Source organism: Embleya sp. NPDC059213 (genome assembly GCF_042754445.1).
In the GTDB taxonomy this organism is placed as follows: domain Bacteria; phylum Actinomycetota; class Actinomycetes; order Streptomycetales; family Streptomycetaceae; genus Embleya.
This window is the reverse complement of the sequence record NZ_JBHZAV010000004.1, coordinates 7,553-27,210: the sequence shown is the minus strand read 5'-3', so window position 1 is coordinate 27,210 and position 19,658 is coordinate 7,553. Positions and strand designations below refer to the sequence as shown.

The window sequence follows — 19,658 nt, the reverse complement described above, 5'->3', positions numbered from 1 at the left end:
CCGGCGTCGGCAAACCCTTTACCTCGTGAGGGCAATGTGACATTTTACAGATGTGAGCGAACTCCGTCCCAGTGATGTCGTCGTCATCGGCGCGGGCGTCGTCGGCGCCGCGTGCGCCCACTACGCCGCCCGTGCCGGCCTGTCCGTCACCGTGCTCGATCGTGGTCCGGTCGCGGGCGGGACCACCGGTGCCGGCGAGGGAAACCTGCTGGTCTCCGACAAGGAGCCCGGACCCGAGCTGGCCCTGGCCCTGCTCTCGCTCCGCCTGTGGGCCGAACTCGCCGAGGACGGGCCCGATTTCGAGTACCAGCGCAAGGGCGGCCTGATCGTCGCCCGGACCGGGGCCGAGGCGGGCGCGATGGCCGCCACCGCCGCCACGCAGCGCCCCTGCGGGGTCACCGCGCACGCCGTGGACGCTGCGGACCTGGCCTCCTACGAACCGCACCTGGCCCCGGGGCTGGCCGGCGGGACGCACTATCCGCAGGACGCGCAGGTGCAGCCCGCGCTGGCCGCCGCCGCGCTGCTGAGCTCGGGGGTGCGGTTGCACACCGGGGTCAGCGTCACCGGCTTCCGGCTCGGGCGGGACGGGCGGGTGCTCGGCGTACGCACCTCGCACGGCGAACTCGCCACCGGCGCGGTGGTCAACGCGGCGGGCACCTGGTCCGGTGCGGTGGCCGCGCTCGCCGGGGCGTCGCTGCCGATTCTCCCCCGCCGCGGCTTCGTACTGGTCACCGAGCCGCTGCCGGCGATGGTGCGACACAAGGTGTATGCCGCGAGCTACGCGGGCGACGTCGCCGGCGACGACGCGGACCTGGCCTCGTCGGCCGTGGTCGAGGGCACCCCGTCCGGCACCATCCTGATCGGCGCGAGCCGCGAACGGGTCGGTTTCGACCGTTCGTTCCCGGTCCCGGTGCTGCGCCGGCTGGCGGCGCAGGCGATCGAGCTGTTCCCGTTCCTGGCCGGCGTCTCGGTGTTGCGCGCCTATCGGGGGTTCCGGCCGTACTCCCCGGACCACCTGCCGGTGATCGGCCCGGATCCGCGCGTGCCCGGCCTGTGGCACGCGTGCGGTCACGAGGGCGCCGGCGTCGGACTGGCGCCCGCCACCGGGCACCTCGTCGCCCGGGGACTGACCGGCAAGGACCCCGAGTTCGACTCCACCCCATTCGCCCCGACCCGCTTCGCGGAGGTGTCCTCGTGACCGGCGCATCCGAACCCACTCCGGTCCACCCGCCCGGCGCGGACCACTTCCGGATCGGCGTGGACGGTCGGCCCGTCCCGGTGGAGGCCGGGCAGACCGTCGGCGCCGCGATGCTCGCCGCCGGGATCCGGTCCTGGCGCACCACCCGGTTCGCCGGCAAGCCGCGGGGGTTGTTCTGCGGCATCGGGGTGTGCTTCGACTGTCTGGTCACGGTGAACGGCACCCCCTCCCTGCGGGCCTGCCTGGTCACCGCCCGCCCCGACGACGAGGTGAGCACCACATGACCCACGACCTGGTCGTCGTCGGCGCCGGCCCCGCCGGCCTCACCGCCGCCGTCACCGCCGCCCGCTTCGGCCTGCGGGTCGCCGTCCTGGACGCCGGCTCCCGCGCGGGCGGCCAGTACCACCGGCACCGCGCCGGTCGGCCGCCCGCCTGGCCGCCGCTCGCCCGCCTGCACACCGTCGAACACCTCGCCGAACACCGCGTCTGGGCGGTCGAACGCACGGCCGACGGCTTCGCCGTGCACGCCGTGGCCGGCGAGCGGGACGGCGGCCCGGTGACCGTGACCGGCCGCAACCTGCTGCTGGCCACCGGCGCCTACGACCGGCAACTGCCCTTCCCCGGCTGGGATCTGCCCGGAGTGCTCACCGCCGGCGGTGCCCAGGCCCTGATCAAGGGCAACGGCGTGGCGCCGGGCCGACGCGCGGTGGTGGCCGGCACCGGTCCGTTCCTGCTGCCGGTCGCGGTGGCGCTGGCCGACGCGGGCGTCAAGGTGAGCGCCGTGCTGGAGGCGTCCCGACCCACGCCGCGGGCCGCCGCGCTCGCGCCGCACAGCCCCGCGCGCGTGGTCGAGGCGGGCCGCTACGCGCTCGCCCTGGCCCGTCGGCGCATCCCGTACCGAACCGGCCGGGCCGTGATCGCCGCGCACGGCGACGACACCGGCCTGACCTCGGTCACCGTGGCCCGTCTGGACGCCGACTGGCGACCTCGTCCCGGGACGTCCACCGAAGTGGCCTGCGACACCCTCGCGGTCGGCTTCGGATTCACCCCGCAACTCGAACTGGCGGGCCAACTCGGGTGCGCGACCACCCCGGACGGCTTCGTCGCGGTCGATGCCCGACAGGCGACCGATCTTCCCGGGCTGTCCGCCGCCGGCGAGAGCACCGGCATCGGCGGAGTGCATCTGGCGGAGGTCGAGGGCGAGTTGGCCGGGTACGCGATCGCCGGCCGGACGCCGCCGCGCGCGCTGTTGCGCCGCCGGGCCGCGCTCACCCGGTTCGCCGCCGGGTTGCGCGCGCTCTACCCGGTCCGCCCCGGGTGGTCGTCCTGGCCGCACGCCGACACCCTGATCTGCCGCTGCGAGGAGGTGCCGCGCGATCGCATCGAGGAGGCGGCCCGGCTCGGCGCCGACGACGTGCGCTCGATCAAGCTGCTCACCCGCGCCGGCATGGGCTGGTGCCAGGGCCGGATGTGCGCCGAGGCCACCGCGTGCGTGTTGTCCGACGTGCTGGACAGACCGATCGCCGCGCCGGCACCCACTCGTCCGATCGGTGTGCCCATCCGTCTCGGAGACCTAGCCCAAGGAGCCTCATGAGCCCGCATCCCGCCTCCTCCCCTGCCGGTCCGGACCGACCCGACACCCGGCAGCCGTGGCACGGAGTCGTGGTGGCCACCGCGCTGCCGCTGCGCGAGGACCTGTCCGTGGACTTCGACGCCTACGCCGAACATGTGCGCTGGCTGGTGGATTCCGGCTGTGACGGCGTCTGCCCGAACGGCTCGCTCGGCGAGTACCAGTCGCTCACGCCCGACGAGCGGGCCCGGGTGGTCGACGTCGCGGTCGAAGCGGTGGGCGGCGACCGGGTGTTGCCCGGCATCGCGGCCTACGGCGCGGCGGAGTCGCTGCGTTGGGCCGAGCAGGCCGCCGAGGCGGGCGCCCGCGCGGTGATGCTGCTGCCGCCCAACAGCTACCGCGCGGACACCCGCACGGTGCTCGACCACTACCGCACCGCGGCCCGCGCGGGCCTGCCGATCGTCGCGTACAACAACCCGTTCGACACGAAGGTCGACCTGACCCCCCGACTGCTCGCGGACCTGTACGAGGAAGGTCTCGTGGTCGGCGTCAAGGAGTTCACCGGGGACGTGCGCCGGGCCTACGAGATCGCCGAACTCGCGCCCGGACTGGACGTGTTGATCGGCAGCGACGACGTCGCGCTGGAGTTCGGGCTGGCCGGTGCGGTCGGCTGGATCGCCGGCTACGCGAACGTCTTCCCGCGGGCCACCGTCGAGTTGTACCGCGCCGCGATCGGCGGCGATGTGCGCGCCGTGTTGCCGCTGTACCGCCTGTTGCATCCACTGCTCCGGCTGGATTCGCGCACCGAGTTCGTACAGTCGATCAAGCTGTCGATGGACCTGGCCGGGCGCCGCGGCGGCCCGTGTCGCGCGCCGCGGCTCCCGTTGTTGCCCGAACAGGAGGCGTCGGTGCGCGAGTTCACCGAGAAGGCGCTCGCGGAGGGACTGGCCTGATGCGCTCACGACACGTTTTCCACGCGGTCGACTCGCACACCGAGGGCATGCCGACCCGGGTGATCACCGGCGGCGTCGGCGTGCTGCCCGGTGCCACCATGGCCGAGCGGCGGGTGCACTTCATGGCCCACCGGGACGACCTGCGCACGCTGTTGATGCACGAGCCGCGCGGACACGCCGCGATGAGCGGCGCGATCCTGCAACCGCCGACCCGCCCGGACGCGGACTACGGCGTGTTGTTCATCGAGGTGTCGGGTTGCCTGCCGATGTGCGGACACGGCACGATCGGGGTGGCCACCGTGCTGGTGGAGACCGGCATGGTCGAGGTGGTCGAACCGGTCACCACGGTCCGCCTGGACACGCCCGCCGGGCTGGTGATCGCCGAGGTCGAGGTCCGCGACGGCGCGGCCCGCTCGGTGACCCTGCGCAACGTCCCCTCGTACGCCCACACCCTGGACGCGACCGTGGACGTGCCGGGTCTGGGTTCGGTCGGCTACGACCTGGCCTACGGCGGCAACTTCTACGCGATCCTGCCGATCGACAAGATCGGCCTGCCGTTCGACCGGGCCGAGGGCGGACGCATCCTGGAGGCCGGGCTGGCGATCATGACGGCGATCAACGAGCAGGCCCGGCCGGTGCATCCGGAGGATCCGAAGATCGCGGGCTGCCACCACGTGCAGTTCCTGGCGCCCGGCTCGGACGCCACGCTGTCGCGCAACGCGATGGCGATCCACCCGGGTTGGTTCGACCGCTCGCCGTGCGGCACCGGAACCAGCGCTCGGATGGCCCAGTTGGCCGCACGCGGCGAATTGGCGATCGGACAACCGTTCGTCAACGAGTCGTTCATCGGGACCCGCTTCCACGGGCGGCTGGTGGAACGCACCGAGGTGGGCGGCCATCCGGCCGTGGTTCCGCTGGTCACCGGACGGGCCTGGATCACCGCCACCGCGCAGTATCTGCTCGATCCCGAGGATCCCTTCCCGGCCGGGTTCCGCCTGTGAGGGCGGCCGAACCGGGGGCACGACCGGGGGCGCGACCAGCCGAAATATGCTCACGCTCGGTGATCGCCCGTACGCACAGCTCCGATCCCGCCCACAGGGTGACTGACCGTCAGTAGCATGGCGGGAGGAGGCACCATGGAAACGGGACACGGAGCGCTCGCGCTGCCGTCCTTCGATGATCGGCCGATCCTGCGGGATCGGGTGGCACGGGAGTTGCGCGCGGCGTTGATCGCGGGCGAGATGCGGCCGGGTGTGGTCTATTCCGCGCCCGCGTTGGCCGCGCAGTTCGGCGTGTCACCGACCCCGGTCCGCGAGGCGATGCTCGACCTCGCCAACGAGGGACTGGTCGAGGCCGTTCGCAACAAGGGCTTTCGGGTCACCGAGCTCTCCGACCGCGAGTTGGACGAGTTCACCGAGGTCCGCGCGCTGATCGAGGTTCCGGTGGTGGCCCGCCTCGCGGGCGTGGTCACCCCGGCCCAACTGGCCGCGCTGCGACCGGTCGCCGAGGAGATCGTGGCGGCGGCGGAGGAGGGCGACCTGATCAGGTACGTGGAGGCGGATCGCCGCTTCCATCTGTCGTTGCTCGCGTTGGCGGGCAACGAACACCTGGTTCGGGTGGTCGGCGATCTGCGCAAACGCTCGCGCCTGTACGGCCTGTCCCGGCTCGCGCAGAACGGCCGCCTCGCCGCGTCCGCCGCCGAGCACCTCGAACTCCTGGACGCGCTCGCCACCGGCGATCCCGCCCGGGCCGAGGACGTGATGGCCCGGCACATCGGCCACGTCCGCCACCTGTGGGCGGGTCCCGAGCAACCGAGCTGAAGCCGACACCGGCGGCCCGAGCGCGAGGCACTCGGGCGGCCGGTTCGGTCGGCGTGTCGTTCCCGGTCACAGTCGGCCGGCGACCATGTCCATCAGGCGGTCCAGGACCGCGCCGCCGGAGGCGTTGGAGCCGTTGTGCTCCCATTCGTTGGTGACCCACGCCCGAACGTTGGCCACCCGGCGCGCGGTGTCCAGGGACAGGTCCGCGTCCACGTACATGTCGTCGAAGAAGACCGCCGCCGCGACCGGGACCCGGTTGTTCCGCAGTCGCTCGACGTCGTACAGGACGGGCCAGTCGTCGTGCCGGGCGAGCTGGTCGGCCGCTTCGCGGAAGGGGCGCAGGGCGGCGATCTCCTCGAACATCCAGGGGTACATCATCTCGCCGGTGAACAGCAGCGGATCGGCGGTCTCGGCGAACTCCGGCAGCTCCGCGTGCACCTTCGCCGCGGCCCATCCGGTGGCGACCTTGCCCTGCGCGTAGATCGGCTCCTGGAGCACGGCCCACAGCGGCTGGTCGGTGAGGGCGGTGGCGTGCATCGCGGCGGCCCGGAAGGTGTCCGAGACCCGGTCGCCGTCCCACGCCTCGTCCAGCATCCAGTGCACCTGCTCGAAGCCGTCGCCCATCCCGAACACCTGGCCCAGGAACTGCAGCCGGCGCGGGGTGAGTCGGTCGCCGTCGGGCAACCGCACGTCGTGCGCGGCCAGATGGTCGGCCAGTCGCCGCACCGCCGCCACGTCGTCCGGATAGCGGGCGTAGTACTCGGCGTTCTTCGCCCGCACCCGGGGATACGTGCGGTGGTAGACGTCCTCGGCCGTGCAGTCCAGGCCGATCAAGCCCCCGGTGACATAACAGGACTTCAGGCCCTCGGGCGCTTGGGAGAGGTAGGCGAGCGTGATGAAACCGCCATAGCTCTGCCCGAGCGTCTCCCACGGCTCGTCGCCGCACAGCCGTCGACGGATGAACTCGGCGTCTGCGACGATCGCGTCCTCGCGCATGTGCCGCAGCAGCGCGGCGAGTTCCTCGGGTGCGGTACGGGCCGCCAGGCTCGGTGTGATCGGCGTGCTGCGACCGGTGCCGCGTTGGTCCAGGAGCAGTACGCGGTGGGTGCGCAGCGCGCGCTGAAGCCAGCCGGTGGCGCGATTGGGTCGCCCGGCCTTGCCGCCCGGGCCGCCCTGCAGGAAGCACAACCACGGCCGCTTCCGGTCCGCGGCGAGCGGATCGACCACCTCGCGTGCGAAGACCTCGATGGTCGGCCCGTCCGGACGGGAGTGGTCGAGCGGAACGGTGAAGGTGTGATCGGTCAGGGCCATCCCCGGTATCCGGGTGATGCGGGTCATGCGTCTTTCCCCCCAAGCTCGTGTCCGTGTCCGTGTCCGTATCCGTATTCGGGTCTCGCGTGCGGATGGTGCGGACGGCACACGAACGAATCTGCCCCGATATACCGGCGCCGACTCGTTCGGCCCTTCCGCGCCGTCGACGGGTGCGCAAGGGTCGGGGGTTCCGATTCCACTCGGCGAAAGGTGTGCAGTCGTGGTCGATGGCGCCGACGCTGCCGGTCCCTATTCCGCGTTCCAGGACTCGATCTACCTCGATGGCCTGCTGACCGGGCAGACGCCCGCGTATCCCACGGACGCCGGCGCCCTGGAGGTGGCCGCCGGCGAACGGCTCGATCCGGGTCCGCGCGGCTACGTGCTGGGCGGGGCGGGCGGCGGGGCGACGATGCGGGCCAATCGGGCGGCGTTCGAGCGGCGCCGGATCGTCCCGCGCATGTTGCGCGACGTGGGGACGCGCGACCTGTCCTGCTCCGTGCTGGGCACCGCGACACCGGCGCCGGTGTTGCTCGGGCCGGTCGGGGTGCAGTCCATCGTGCATCCCGAGGGCGAGTTGGCGACCGCGCGCGCCGCGGCCGCACTGGGGCTGCCGATGGTGTTGAGCACGGCGTCGTCCCATACGTTGGAGGAGGTCGCCGCCGCGTCCGGGTCGGGTCCGCGCTGGTTCCAGCTCTACTGGCCGCGCGACGACGACGTGACGATCAGCCTGCTCGCCCGGGCTCGGGCGGCCGGGTACACCGCGCTCGTGGTCACCCTGGACACCTGGTTCCTGGGCTGGCGGCCGAACGACCTGGATCGCGCCTATCTGCCCTTCCTGCACCAGGTCGGCATCGCGAACTATCTGAGCGATCCGGCCTTCCTGGCCGGGCTGAGCAAGCCGATCGCGGAGGACCCGACCGCGGCGATCGTGCACTGGGCGGGAATGTTCTCCGATCCGACCAAGACGTGGGCCGACCTGGCGTTCCTGCGCGAGAACTGGATCGGGCCGATCGTGCTCAAGGGTGTCCTGCATCCGGACGACGCCTGCCGGGCCCGCGACGCCGGTCTGGACGGGGTCGTGGTCAGCAACCACGGCGGGCGCCAACTCGACGGGGCGGTGGCCGCGTTGGACGCGCTGCCGGCGGTGGTGGCGGCGGTCGGCGAGGACTTGACGGTGCTCTTCGACAGCGGCGTACGCACCGGAACGGATCTGCTCAAGGCGCTGGCCCTGGGCGCCCGGGCGGTGTTGCTGGGCCGGCCGTACGTCTACGGACTGGCGTTGGGCGGCGAGGCCGGCGTGCGGCACGTACTGCGGTGCCTGCTGGCCGAGTTCGACCTGTCCATGGCCCTGTCCGGGCACACCCGCCCGGACGAGTTGCACGCCTCGGTGTTGACCTCGGATTGACCGGGCCGCGCGAAGGCCCGAATGTCCGCTCAAAATGGCCCGATTTGCCGCGCCGATTCCGATACTGTCCGCGCATGATCACGCCCGGAACGAGAGGTCCCGCCTCGTGAGCGATCGCGCGCGCCCCGCCACCTCGCACGCCATTCTGCGCCGGATGACCTCGCGCGACACCACCGAGGAGCATCGCGCGTCCACCCCACTGGAGTTGTTCTTCGACCTGACCTTCGTGGTCGCGGTGGCCCAGGCCGGCAGCCGACTGGTGCACTCGCTGGCGGAGGGACACCCCGGGCACGGGCTCGCGGGCTACCTGTTGGTGTTCTTCGCGATCTGGTGGGCGTGGGTCAACTTCACCTGGTTCGCGTCCGCGTACGACTGTGACGACCCGCTGTACCGGATCGCCACCCTCGTCCAGATCACCGGCGTGTTGGTCCTGGCCGCCGGGGTGCCCCGCGCGTTCGAGAACAGCGACTACGCGGTCGCCATCGTGGGCTACCTGATCATGCGGCTCGCGCTGACCTTCCAGTGGCTGCGGGCGGCGCACGACGAGACCGACGCCGCGGCCCGGCGCACGGCGCTGCGCTACGCGGCCGGGCTGGTGCTGGTGCAGATCGGCTGGGTGGTGCTGCTGCTCCTGCCGGACGCCGCGTGGAAGTGGGGGTTCGCACTCCTGGTGATCGCCGAACTCGCAGTGCCCGCGATCGCCGAGCGCGACCACGCCACGACCTGGCACCCGCGTCACATCGCCGAGCGGTACGGGCTGTTCACCATCATCATGCTGGGCGAGAGCGTCTCCGCCGCGACCATCGCGATCCAGACCGCGCTCGACGACGAGGCCGCGCTGGACGAGCTGTTGCCGATCGCCGGGGGCGGCCTGTTGATCGTGTTCGCGGCGTACTGGATCTACTTCGCGGTACCGATCCACGACTACCTCGCGTCCAGTCGGCAGGCGTTCCTGTGGGGATACGGCCACTATCTGGTCTTCGGCTCGGCGGCGGCGATCGGCGCGGGTCTGGAGGTCACCATCGAGCAGGCCGTGGGCGAGGCGCACATCTCCCGGACGGCCGCGTCGGCGAGTGTGACGATCCCGGCGGCGCTGTTCCTGCTGAGCACGTTCGTGCTGCACGCACGGCACCACAAGGTCGGCCTCGCCCAGAAGGCGGTGCTGCCGACCGCCGGCGTGGCGGTCCTGCTGTGCACGTTCCTGGGCGCGGCGGCGGTGCCGACCGCGGGTGCGGTGGCGGCGCTGGCGGTCGCGGTGGGCACCGTGTTGTCCGCGCGGCAGGAGGAGCGGGCGGCGACGGACGTGGAGGCCGCCGGGCCGCGCTAGGCCCTGTCCGGTGGATCCTGGTGGGGCCTGGCCGCGCTACCCGGCCGTCAGGCGGCGGGCCGGGCTCTGCGGCTCGGGTGGGAGCAGCGGGCCGCCCTGCCATTGCTGGAATATCAGCATGGTGTGCACCTGGGTCACCTCCGTGCGCGAGGTGAAGCCGTCCACCACGAGCCGCTGCAGGCCGGTCGCGTCGGCGACCGCGACATGCACGAGGAAGTCGTCGGGTCCGGCCAGGTGGTAGAGCGCACGGGTCTCCGGCAGCTTGAGCACGTGCCCCACGAACGGGTTGAGCACCACGCGGTGGTGCGGCCGTACCCGAACCGCGAGCATCGCCTGCAGCGGGCGGCCCAGCGCCGCCGCGTCCACCTCCACCGTGGCGCCCTTGACCACCCCGGCCGAACGCAGCCGGGCGACTCGATCCAGGCAGGTCGAGGGGGCGATGCCGACCTCGGCGGCGAGCGCCTTGTTGCTGATCCGGGCATCGTTCTGGAGGGCTCGGAGAATTCCGAGATCGATCGGATCGAGGGCGATGGATTGGCTCATCGGGCGATGATAGTTCGGTGATCGGGCACATTCTCCGGGGGTTGGCGGACCATGGCGGGCATGGATGACCTCCGAGTGGATCTTGACGGGCGGGCGGGGACGACCGCCGTGGGCGGCGTGGCCGGTGTGCCGGGCGGTGTGGCCGGGGCGAGCGCTTCCGGGGCCGCGGACGGCTCGGCGGGGGTGCGGCACATGTTCGAGACCCGGGCGGTGCACGCCGGTCGGGACGACCTCGCCGCCCTGGGTACGCACGCCGTACCGATCGATTTGTCCACCACCTATCCGCTGCCGGACCTGCCGGCCGCGGCGCTCGCGCTCGACGCCTACGCGGAGGGTGAACTCCCGGACGGCTCGCCGATCTACGGCCGCTTGACCAATCCGACGGTGCGCCGCTTCGAGACGGCGCTCGCGGAGTTGGAGGGGTGCGCCGACGCGGTCGCGTTCGCCACCGGCATGGCGGCGGTCACCGCGTGTCTGCTCGCCGCCGCCGCACGCGGCCGACGGCATGTGGTGGCGGTACGGCCGTTGTACGGCACCACGGACCACCTGCTCACCAGCGGGCTGCTCGGCACCGAGGTCACCTGGGTCGACCCGGACGGGGTGGCCGGGGCGTTGCGGCCGGAGACCGGGCTGGTCATGGTCGAGACACCGGCCAATCCGACGCTGGCCGAACTGGACCTGGCCGATCTGGCGGCGCAGGCCGGGGACGTACCGCTGCTGGTGGACAACACGTTCGCCACCCCGGTGTTGCAACAACCCGCGCGGTCCGGCGCGCGGATGGTCCTGCACAGCGCGACCAAGTTCCTCGGCGGACACGGCGACGTGATGGGCGGCGTGGTGGCCTGCGATCCGGAGACGGCCGCGGTGCTCCGGCAGATCCGCTTCGCGACGGGGGCGTTGTTGCACCCGCTCGCGGGCTACCTGCTGCTGCGCGGCCTCGCGACGCTGCCGATCCGGGTCGCGAAGGCGTCGGCGTCGGCGTCGGCCCTGGCCCGGCGGCTGGCCGCCCACCCGGCGATCGAGCGGGTGCACTACCCGAGCATCGGTGGCGCGCTGGTGGCCTTCGAGCCGACGGGCGACCCGATGGCGCTGGTCGGCGCACTGCGGCTGATCACGCCCGCGGTCAGCCTCGGCGGTACCGACACGCTGATCCAGCATCCGGCCTCGTTGACCCACCGGGTGATCGACGACGCGGCGCGCGACGAGGGCGCCATCGGGCCGAAGTTGTTGCGCCTGTCGGTGGGGCTGGAGCACGAGGACGACCTGTGGCACGACCTGTCGACGGCCTTGGAGCAGGCTTCGGGGCGGCCCGGGACGTCGGCATCGGGGTCGGGGGAGGCCACGAACGGCAAGGCGGCGCCTTCGATGGTGACGCTTCGTCAGGGGGCACACGTGTGACGTGAGTGCGTCGGTGCGGCCCCTGCCGGACGTGCCGACGCTTGCCGGACGACGCCCGGCCGGGCGGTGCGGAAGGCACCCGGCCGGGTCGCGCGGAGTCGGTCGGCGAAAGTGGTCGCGGATGACCTCGCCGGCCAAGCGGGCCCGTGCGTCGGCCGGTTCGGCCTCGATGGCGGCGTTGCCGGCGGCATCGAGGTCGACGGACCCCGGATACTGTTCGTCGCTCACCACGCGTCGCCGGCGGAAACGGGGCGGCGGGTGCGCGCCGTCCACGCAGTGGCCGGGCAACGCGCGTACCCGGCGCGGCCGTTCGTACTCGCGCTCCGGTACGGCCTCGATGTGTGCCGCGAGGCCGGCCCACCACCCGGCCCCGATCTCGCTGCGCGGGGCCGCCCGTGCGATTCGGGTGTTCGCCGCCACGGCCTGCCGAGGCAATTCGGACGGGCCGATCAGCAGAGGATCCATCGTCAGCGGTAGAGCAGGCCGGAGAGGCGTCGGGCAACGTCGCGGCGCACGGCGGGGATTCGGGTGATCGTGCGCAGGACCGTGTTGCGCAGCGGGCGCAGCGCCGGGGTGACGGTGGCGATCCGGGTCATCCGGTCGGCGAGCTTCACGATCTGCTCGGCGATCGGGCGACGCGTGGCGCCGTACGCGTCGAGCGCCGAGGTGGAACCGCCGTCGAGGACCGCGCCGAGCGCGTGGGCCAGCGCCACGGCGTCGAGGATGCCGGCGTTCATGCCCTGGCCCCCGGCCGGGCTGTGCACGTGCGCGGCGTCGCCGGCCGGCAGGATGCGCCCGGCGCGGTAGGTGTCGGCGATGCGGTGGTGGACCCGGAAGCGCGAGCCCCACACGACCTCCTCGACCAGCACCCGACCGGTCGAGGGACCGCGCTCGTCCAGGAGCCTGGACCGCTGGGAGGACGACGAGGCGATGATGATCCTGCTGCGCACCGGCGTCACCAACGAGGATGCCGCCGAACGCATGCGCGCGGTGTTCGCGGAACAAGTCGGCCCGCTCGTGGCCCGCGTCTGCCCCACCCCGACCGAGGCCCCTCGCCGAGCCGGCCTGGTCGCCACCCAGGTGCTCGGTCTGGCCCTGTGCCGCTATGTCCTCCGCCTCCCGCCGATCGTGGGCATGACCCGGCCGGAGATCGTCGCCTGGCTCGGGCCTCAGCTACAGCGCTGCCTGACCGGGGATCTCGGGGGCGGGGCAAACCCGGTCGGGTGACGGGGGGTTCCGGGTCGTCGGCCGTCCGGGGCCGAGGGCTGAGGGCCGGGAGGCCGACCGCAGCCGGCCCGTCGACCCGGCGCTGCCGCCCGTCGCCCGTCGCCCGTCCCCCCGGAAATCGGGGGACTACCCCCAGTGGTCGCCCGGTGCGATCGGGTAGCGTCCCGAGCAGATCCGAACCGGCCGAGCCGAGCGGTGTCCCGCGAGCCGCCACCGGAGGTGACGCGTCATGCCCGCGCACGTTGCCCGACCGAACCACCCGGTCCACCGCCCGCTCCGCGACTCGTCCCGATGCACGTCCCTGCGAACCGCGCCCGGCCGATACCCGCCGAACCGGCCCGCCGCCGGCCCTCCGGCGCGCCGCCGGGTCGTGGTCGGGCCACCCCTGTCGTTGCTGGCCGTGCTGGTGCTCCTGGTGTCCTGTACCTCCGCGACCTCCGCCTCCCGCCCCGCAGCCGCGCCCACCGGCGCCGTGCCGACCACCGTCGCTCCGGGCGGCCCGACCGGACCGGGAACGGCGAGTGTGCCGGCCGCTTCGTGCAGCGACCCGCTCGCGAGCCTGCGTCCCCGGTCGGGGCCACCGCGCGCCACCGACTACGCGAGCGACGGCTCGCTCGCACACATCCTGCGACAGGGCTTCCTGACCGTCGGAATCGACCAGAGCAGCTACCCGTTCAGCTATGCCGACGTCGCCGACCACAATCGGCTCAAGGGCTTCGACATCGACCTCGTCCGGGAGATCGCCGCCGACCTGTTCGGCAGTACGGACCCCGGCCGGCTGCACTTTCGCGTCCTGCCCAACAACATCCGCGAACAGTCCGTCGCGAACGGCGACGTGGACATCGTCGCGAAGTCGGTCACGGTGAACTGCGACCGCCGGGCGCTGGTCGACTTCAGCTCGGTCTACTACGAGTCGGGACAGCGCACACTCGTCGTGCGCGACAGCCCGGCCGCGGCCGCCGACCATGCCAAGGGCCTGATCGGCCTGCCCTCCGGAACCCGTGTCTGCACGGTGGCCGGCACCACCTCCGCCGAGGCGGTGCGGGCGACCCGGGGCCTGGCCCCGGTCACCGGTGAGACCTGGGCGGACTGCCTGGTCCGGATCCAACAGGGCCAGGCGGACGCGGCGGTCGGCGACGACACCATCATGGCCGGCCTCCAGGCCCAGGACCGATTCGTGCAGTTGGTCGGCCCCAAGCTCACCCGTGAACCGTACGGCCTGGAAATCGCCAAGACCCGTCCCGACCTGGTCCGCTTCGTCAACGCCTCGCTGGAGCGCATCCGCCAGGACGGGACGTGGTCGCGGCTGTACGAGACGTATGTGGCCCGCTACATCCCGGAATCCGGACCGGTGACGGCCCCGGTCGCGGTGTATCGCGATTGAGCGCGCCGACACCGGTCCGGACTCGGTCCGCCTACGCCGAGGACAGGTCGTCTCCCGGCACGACCAGCCCCGACTCGTAGGCCGTCACCACCAGTTGCGGTCGATCGCGCGCACCGAGCTTGGCCATGATGCGACTCACGTGCGTCTTGGCGGTGAGCGGGCTCAACCCGAGCAGCGTGCCGATCTCCGCGTTGGTCAATCCCCGTCCGACCAGCGTGAGTACCTCGCGTTCGCGCCCGGACAGGTCGGCCACCAGCACCGATTCCGGCCCGCCCGCCGTGCGCGCGGCCGGCATCCGCAGGACGCGCGAGATCAACCGCGCCGTCGGACCCGGCGACAACAACGCCTCGCCCGCGCCGATCGTGCGGATCGCGGCCAGGAGTTCGGCCGGGCGTGTGTCCTTGACCAGGAATCCGCCGGCGCCCGCGCGCAACGCGGCCACCACGTTCTCGTCGTCCTCGTAGGTGGTCAGGACCAGCACCCGAACTCCCGGCAGGTCCGGATCGGCCGCGATCGACCGAGTGGCCTCGATCCCGTCCAGGATCGGCATGCGAATGTCCATCAGCACGACGTCCGGCCGGGTGGCGCGGGTGAGTTCGAGGGCGGCCTGCCCGTCGGCGGCCTCACCGACCACCTCCATGTCGGGCGCCGAACCCACCAGCATCGCGAAGGCCGACCGCACCAGGTGCTGATCGTCGGCCAGCAACACCCGCAGCCTGCCGACCGTCACGTGCTCCCCCGCTCGCCACGCGTCATCCGCAACCACTCCCCGTCGCCACGTACCTCGCCGTCCCCGCCGTGCCCACCCAGTGTCACCCGGCGCCGGCTCGCTGACTCATCGGCAACACCGCCTCGACCCGGAATCCGCCCTCCGGGCCGGGCCCGGCGACCAGCGTCCCGCCCACACTGCGCGCCCGTTCGGCCATCCCGACGATGCCGAACCCGGCCTCCTTCCGGGCCTCGTGCCCCGCCGCGACCTCGGTCCCCCGGCCGACCTCCGGCCCGGTCCCGTGCCCGACGTCCGGCTCCGACGCGATCCCCCGTCCGTCGTCGCGCACGGTCAACCGCAGTTCCGCGTCGACGACCGACAGTTCGATCCACACCGATCGGGCCTGTGCGTGCTTCACCGCGTTCGTCAGCGCCTCCTGCACGATCCGGTACACCGCCACGCCCACCTCGGGCGCCGGCGGCGGTCCCTGATGCCCGGTCAGGACAACCTCGATGCCCGCGGAGCGGGCCGCGCCCGCGAGCGGTACCAGGCCGTCGAACCCGGCCAGGCCCGGCACCGCCTCGTACGACGCGGCCTCCTCAGCGTCGCGCAACACCGACAAGGTGGCCCGCAGTTCGTGCCGGGCGTCCCGACAGGTCTCGGCGATCGTGTCCAACGCGCCCACCATGACCGCACGTTCGGCCGGCGGCTCCTGGGCGGCGAGGTGCGCGGCCACGCCCGCCTGCACGCCGATCAGCGTGATGCTGTGCGCCAGCAGATCGTGCAGGTCGCGCGCGATCCGCAAGCGCTCCTCGGCCACCCGCCGCCGGGCCACCTCGTCCCGGGTGCGCTCGGCGCGCTCGGCCCGATCGATGATGGCGCACACGTACGCCCGGTGGCTGCGCCACGCCTGCCCCGCGACCACCGCCGCGATCACCCAGCCGACCATCCCGCAACGGTCCCGCCAGGTCGGCTCGTCCCGTCCGCCATGGCTCATCGCCACGATCACCACGAACAACACGGCGAAGGTCAGCGCGATCGCCTCCTCGCGGCGGATGTAGGCCGCGACCGTCCCGAGTGCCACCAGTGCCAACACGGCCGCGCTCTCGTGCAGATACTCCCGGCTGTGATACGGCACGGTCAGCACGAACGTCGCCACCAGCACGGTTCCCGGCCTGGCCCGCCGCCAGGCCAACGGGATCGCCCCGCCGACCAGCAGCGCGACCCCGAGCGGGTCCAACGCCCGCTGCCCCGGCAACATCCACGCGAACCAGATCGCACCCGCGGCCAGGACGAGAGCGAGCAGGGCGTCCGCAACGGACGCCCCACCCCACGTCGATCGCTTCGTCACACCGCCATCTTCCGGGACGGCACGGGCGGTTCCACCGGCTGGGTCCCCACCGCGCCCACCGCGGGCCGTCGGGACAGCGGGCCCGGCCACCAGATCCGCCGATCCAGCGCCACGCTCGCGGCGGTGACCAGGAAGGTCCGGACCAGGAAGGTATCGATCAACACCCCCATCGCGACCACGAATCCGAGCTCCACCAGGGAGACCAGCGGCAGCAACATCAGCACCGAGAAGGTCGCGGCCAGCACGAACCCGGCCGACGCGATCACCCCGCCGGTGGTCTCCAGCGCGGCCGGCGCGGCCACCCTGACCGACTCGCCACGCAGCGCCATCTCCCGCACCCGGTGCATCAGGAAGATGCCGTAGTCCACCCCCAGCGCGACCAGGAACACGAAGGTCAGCAACGGCGTTTGTGCGTCCACGCCCGCGTATCCGAAGCCGTGCTCGAAGATCAGCCCACCGACTCCGAGCGAGGCGGCCCACACCAACCCGACCGCCAGGACCAGGATCAGCGGCGCGACCAGGCTGCGCAACAACACGATCAGCACGAGCAGTACGGCCAGCAGGACCAGCGGAACGACCACCCGGCGATCGCGGGCCGTAGTGTGCGAGGTGTCCATCTGCTGGGCGGTGGGGCCGCCGACCCGCGCGTCCGGCACGGCCCGCAACCGCTCGATCGTGGCATGTTCACCGGTCGACTCCGGTCGATCCTTCGCGAAGGCCAGGATTTCCGTCCAGCCGCCCCCGGTTCGAGCCTGCCGGGCGTGCTCGATACCCGCCGTCGCGGAGACCGCCCCGAGCACGGCCGAGGCCCGCTCGGTGCGCGCGAGCACCGAGATCGGCGCACCCGACTGCTCCGGAAAGGCCGCGCTCAGCGTCTCCTGCGCGGCGATCGACTCGGGCTTCGCGGTGAAGCCGTCGCTCTGCCGCAGCGGACCCGGCAGCGCGAACGCGGTCAACGCGCCCGCCCCGAGCAGCACGACGCCCGCCACGAGCACCGCGATCGGCCGCCGGGACACGCCGGCCCCGATCCGGGCGTACGCCCCGCGGCCCCGCTTGGGGACACTGCCGAACGCGGGCACGAACGGCCAGAACACCCGCCGCCCGAGCAACACCAGCACCGCCGGCAACAACGTCGTCATCACCGCGAGCGCACACACCACGCCGACCGCCCCGACCGGCCCCATCCCCCGACTGCTGTTCAGATCCGCGGCGGTCAGGCACAACAGCCCGACCACGACCGTCCCGCACGACGCCACGACGGCCGGCCCGCACCCGCGCAAGGCCGCCACCATCGCGGACAACGGTCGCTCGTGGACCCGCAGTTCCTCCCTATACCGAGCCACCAAAAGCAGCGCGTAGTCGGTCCCGGCACCGAACACCAGCACCGTCAGCACGCCCGAACTCTGTCCGGTGACGGTGATCCCGAACACCTTCACCAGCCCGTACACCGTCGCCGAGGCAACCGCCACCGCGACCCCGGCACACACGAGCGGCACGACCCACAGGTACGGACTGCGGTAGGTCAGCATCAACAACACCGCGACCACGAGAACGCTGGCCAGCAGCAGCGTCCCGTCGATCGACGCGAACACCTCCTGCATGTCCGCGGTGATGCCCCCGGGCCCGCCCAACCGGACGGTGAGTCCGTCCGGATGGCGATCCAGCACCTTGCGGATGTCGGGCACGATCTCGTCCGGCTCCGCGCCACGCCGATCGATGGACAACGCGTAGCGCAACGTCGCGTGGTCGACGGACTCCTGCGCCACCGGCGCCGGCCCGGCCACCAGCGCATGCCGCCCGGCCACCTCGGCCACCTGCCCCGCCGCCAGTTCCCGGTCGGCGGCGGTCAAGCCGCCGTCGCGGTGGTACACGAGCTGCACGTCCATCGCGTCGCCACCGGGCAACCCGGCCTGCACCTTGGCCACTTGGGTCGACTCGGCGTTCGCCGGCAGATAGTCGACGGCCTCGTTGCGCTGCACGTCGCCGAGCTTGGCGGCGAACATCCCGGCCACCAGCACGACCAGCAGCCAACCACCGACGACAGCCCACGGCACCGCCCACCACCGTCCCCGCCGCGGCACCGGTGGGGCCTCTTCCTTCGCGAGTGTCTCCATGCCCCCAAGGCTTTCGGCCGACCGACCCGCGATCGTCGGGCCGAAGACCGATGTCCGGGTTACTCCGCACGAAGTCCGAGGACGCGGACTGATCCTGCGGGAGTAACGCCCGGGAGTACGGGTGGCGAGTCGAGCGGCCGGAACGGACGCCTCAAGGCCCACAGTCCGGCCCGGCCCGGTCCGGCCGGGATCGGCCCGGCGATCAGCCGCCGCCGAACCAGGCCGGCATGTCGAAGTGGAACGAGTCCCCCGGCGTCATCGTCCGCAGGTCCTCCTCCAGCGCGCGCAGCCGTTCCGCGCCCAACGTCCCGGCCCACTTCGCGCGCACCTGCTCGAAGATCGCCGCCGACTTCACCAGCGAATCCACCCCGTGTGCGGTGAGCCGAACCACCCTGCGCCGCGCGTCGTTCGGATCCACTCCGCGCTCGACGTAGCCCAGTCGCTCCAGGCCGTCGATCGTCTTGCCCGCCGCCTGCTTCGACACCCCCAACAGGCGCCCGAGTTCCACGGCGGTGGTACCGGACGGCCCGATGGCCTGGAAGACGAAGCCATGCATGGGGCGCACGTCCGGGTGGCCCTGCCGAGCCAGCTCCGCATGGACCTCGTCGATGACGATCCGAAAGGCCATCAACAGGCGCAGCGGCAGCTCGAAGCCCGGCGGCTCCGGGTCGGCATCGTCGGCGTTCGATCCGACTGCGGACGGGTTTCTTGACATGAATAGACAACCTGGTTCACTATTTAGACAACAACATTGTCGAATTCCTCGCAAGACCAGGAGACCACACATGCCAGTCGTGCGCAGCACCGACGCTCGGATCACCACCACCCCCAACGGCACCATGACCACCTTCGCCTCCCCCACCCAGGGCCGCACCACCGGCACGGCCCTGTGGCGAGTGGACATGACCCCGGCCGCCTCCGGCCCCTACCACTCCTTCGAAGCCGAACAGATCTGGACCGTCATCACCGGCGGCCTCACCGCCGTCATCGACGGCGACGAACTCACCGCCACCACGGGCGACACCGTCGTCTTCCCCGCCGACCTCCCACGCCAAGTCCACGCCGACCCCGAAACGGGCTTCACCGCCATCGCCACCGCCCCCGCCGGAGCCCGCGCCTACAACCCCGACGACATCACCCCGCCGGACGCCTGCGGCCTGGCCCCCAGGGACGCCGAACGCGTGCTCCCGCCGTGGACGATCTGACCCGTCCGGCAGGCGGCGAGCAGCGGCGGGGACCGACGTGGGGCGGCGGGACCAAGCCGCCCCCAGGAGGTAGGCGGCGTCGGGGTTGTTGGGGTTTAGCTCGAACCGGGCCCGCCCGGGGCAAAAACACGGGACCGTGGCGG

19 protein-coding genes are annotated in these 19,658 nt (G+C 72.5%); 12 read left to right on the top strand and 7 right to left on the bottom strand.

Annotated elements, in window-relative coordinates:
• Window positions 1-52 precede the first annotated feature (52 nt).
• The 6 genes from ACFXMF_RS02665 (at window position 53) to ACFXMF_RS02640 (ending at window position 5,541) form a co-directional block, all read left to right on the top strand.
• A complete protein-coding gene (locus ACFXMF_RS02665) occupies window positions 53-1,198 on the top strand; it encodes an FAD-binding oxidoreductase (protein WP_360317615.1) in 1,146 nt (381 codons plus the stop codon).
• Window positions 1,195-1,482 (top strand): (2Fe-2S)-binding protein, encoded by a 288-nt coding sequence (locus tag ACFXMF_RS02660; RefSeq protein ID WP_360317618.1) that lies wholly within the window; start codon window positions 1,195-1,197, stop codon window positions 1,480-1,482. The genes ACFXMF_RS02665 and ACFXMF_RS02660 overlap by 4 nt, the downstream gene beginning before the upstream one ends.
• Complete coding sequence (locus ACFXMF_RS02655) at window positions 1,479-2,792, top strand: FAD-dependent oxidoreductase (RefSeq protein ID WP_379990581.1); 1,314 nt, start codon at window positions 1,479-1,481, stop codon at window positions 2,790-2,792. The genes ACFXMF_RS02660 and ACFXMF_RS02655 overlap by 4 nt, the downstream gene beginning before the upstream one ends.
• Window positions 2,789-3,721, top strand: a complete 933-nt coding sequence (locus ACFXMF_RS02650; RefSeq protein WP_360317623.1) for a dihydrodipicolinate synthase family protein — start codon at window positions 2,789-2,791, stop codon at window positions 3,719-3,721. The genes ACFXMF_RS02655 and ACFXMF_RS02650 overlap by 4 nt, the downstream gene beginning before the upstream one ends.
• On the top strand, window positions 3,721-4,722 hold the full coding sequence (locus ACFXMF_RS02645) for a proline racemase family protein (protein ID WP_379990580.1): 1,002 nt from the start codon (window positions 3,721-3,723) through the stop codon (window positions 4,720-4,722). Before ACFXMF_RS02650 ends, ACFXMF_RS02645 begins: the two co-directional genes overlap by 1 nt.
• A 135-nt stretch (window positions 4,723-4,857) precedes the next feature.
• A complete protein-coding gene (locus ACFXMF_RS02640; protein WP_360317628.1) occupies window positions 4,858-5,541 on the top strand; it encodes a GntR family transcriptional regulator in 684 nt (227 codons plus the stop codon).
• Window positions 5,542-5,607: 66 nt separating this feature from the next.
• On the opposite strand, the gene ACFXMF_RS02635 is transcribed toward ACFXMF_RS02640, so the two are convergent.
• Window positions 5,608-6,879 carry an alpha/beta fold hydrolase gene (locus ACFXMF_RS02635; protein ID WP_379990579.1) on the bottom strand — a complete coding sequence of 424 codons (1,272 nt, stop codon included), beginning with the start codon at window positions 6,877-6,879 and terminating at the stop codon, window positions 5,608-5,610.
• Between the two features lie 193 nt (window positions 6,880-7,072).
• On the opposite strand from ACFXMF_RS02635, the gene ACFXMF_RS02630 reads away from it, so the two are divergent.
• Together ACFXMF_RS02630 and ACFXMF_RS02625 are read left to right on the top strand one after the other, a co-directional pair.
• Window positions 7,073-8,257, top strand: coding sequence for an alpha-hydroxy-acid oxidizing protein (locus ACFXMF_RS02630; protein ID WP_360317633.1), 1,185 nt, complete (start codon window positions 7,073-7,075; stop codon window positions 8,255-8,257).
• A gap of 154 nt (window positions 8,258-8,411) precedes the next feature.
• Entirely contained in the window at window positions 8,412-9,584 is a 1,173-nt protein-coding gene (locus tag ACFXMF_RS02625; protein WP_360317665.1) for a low temperature requirement protein A, read from the top strand.
• 36 nt (window positions 9,585-9,620) lie between these two features.
• Here ACFXMF_RS02625 and ACFXMF_RS02620 read toward each other — a convergent pair whose 3' ends face one another.
• On the bottom strand, window positions 9,621-10,127 hold the full coding sequence (locus ACFXMF_RS02620; RefSeq protein WP_360317636.1) for an Lrp/AsnC family transcriptional regulator: 507 nt from the start codon (window positions 10,125-10,127) through the stop codon (window positions 9,621-9,623).
• 192 nt (window positions 10,128-10,319) lie between these two features.
• On the opposite strand from ACFXMF_RS02620, the gene ACFXMF_RS02615 reads away from it, so the two are divergent.
• Complete coding sequence (locus tag ACFXMF_RS02615) at window positions 10,320-11,525, top strand: trans-sulfuration enzyme family protein (RefSeq protein WP_379990583.1); 1,206 nt, start codon at window positions 10,320-10,322, stop codon at window positions 11,523-11,525.
• A gap of 467 nt (window positions 11,526-11,992) precedes the next feature.
• On the opposite strand, the gene ACFXMF_RS02610 is transcribed toward ACFXMF_RS02615, so the two are convergent.
• The gene (locus ACFXMF_RS02610) at window positions 11,993-12,475 is read right to left on the bottom strand and encodes an FAD-dependent oxidoreductase (RefSeq protein ID WP_379990578.1); all 483 of its coding nucleotides are present in this window, start codon (window positions 12,473-12,475) and stop codon (window positions 11,993-11,995) included.
• On the opposite strand from ACFXMF_RS02610, the gene ACFXMF_RS02605 reads away from it, so the two are divergent.
• On the top strand, window positions 12,456-12,752 hold the full coding sequence (locus tag ACFXMF_RS02605; RefSeq protein ID WP_379990577.1) for a hypothetical protein: 297 nt from the start codon (window positions 12,456-12,458) through the stop codon (window positions 12,750-12,752). The two genes, ACFXMF_RS02610 and ACFXMF_RS02605, sit on opposite strands and share 20 nt — an antisense overlap.
• 229 nt (window positions 12,753-12,981) lie before the next feature.
• On the top strand, window positions 12,982-14,136 hold the full coding sequence (locus ACFXMF_RS02600; protein ID WP_379990576.1) for a transporter substrate-binding domain-containing protein: 1,155 nt from the start codon (window positions 12,982-12,984) through the stop codon (window positions 14,134-14,136).
• A 31-nt stretch (window positions 14,137-14,167) separates the two neighbouring features.
• On the opposite strand, the gene ACFXMF_RS02595 is transcribed toward ACFXMF_RS02600, so the two are convergent.
• From ACFXMF_RS02595 to ACFXMF_RS02580, 4 genes are all read right to left on the bottom strand, one after another.
• Window positions 14,168-14,866, bottom strand: coding sequence for a response regulator transcription factor (locus tag ACFXMF_RS02595; RefSeq protein ID WP_360317645.1), 699 nt, complete (start codon window positions 14,864-14,866; stop codon window positions 14,168-14,170).
• Between the two features lie 82 nt (window positions 14,867-14,948).
• Window positions 14,949-16,196, bottom strand: coding sequence for a sensor histidine kinase (locus tag ACFXMF_RS02590; RefSeq protein WP_379990575.1), 1,248 nt, complete (start codon window positions 16,194-16,196; stop codon window positions 14,949-14,951).
• Entirely contained in the window at window positions 16,193-18,310 is a 2,118-nt protein-coding gene (locus tag ACFXMF_RS02585) for an MMPL family transporter (protein WP_379990574.1), read from the bottom strand. Before ACFXMF_RS02585 ends, ACFXMF_RS02590 begins: the two co-directional genes overlap by 4 nt.
• A gap of 202 nt (window positions 18,311-18,512) precedes the next feature.
• Window positions 18,513-19,025, bottom strand: coding sequence for a MarR family winged helix-turn-helix transcriptional regulator (locus ACFXMF_RS02580; protein ID WP_360317651.1), 513 nt, complete (start codon window positions 19,023-19,025; stop codon window positions 18,513-18,515).
• Window positions 19,026-19,095: 70 nt separating this feature from the next.
• Between ACFXMF_RS02580 and ACFXMF_RS02575 the strand changes: the two genes are divergently transcribed.
• Complete coding sequence (locus tag ACFXMF_RS02575) at window positions 19,096-19,515, top strand: cupin domain-containing protein (RefSeq protein ID WP_360317653.1); 420 nt, start codon at window positions 19,096-19,098, stop codon at window positions 19,513-19,515.
• The last annotated feature ends 143 nt before the right edge of the window (window positions 19,516-19,658 follow it).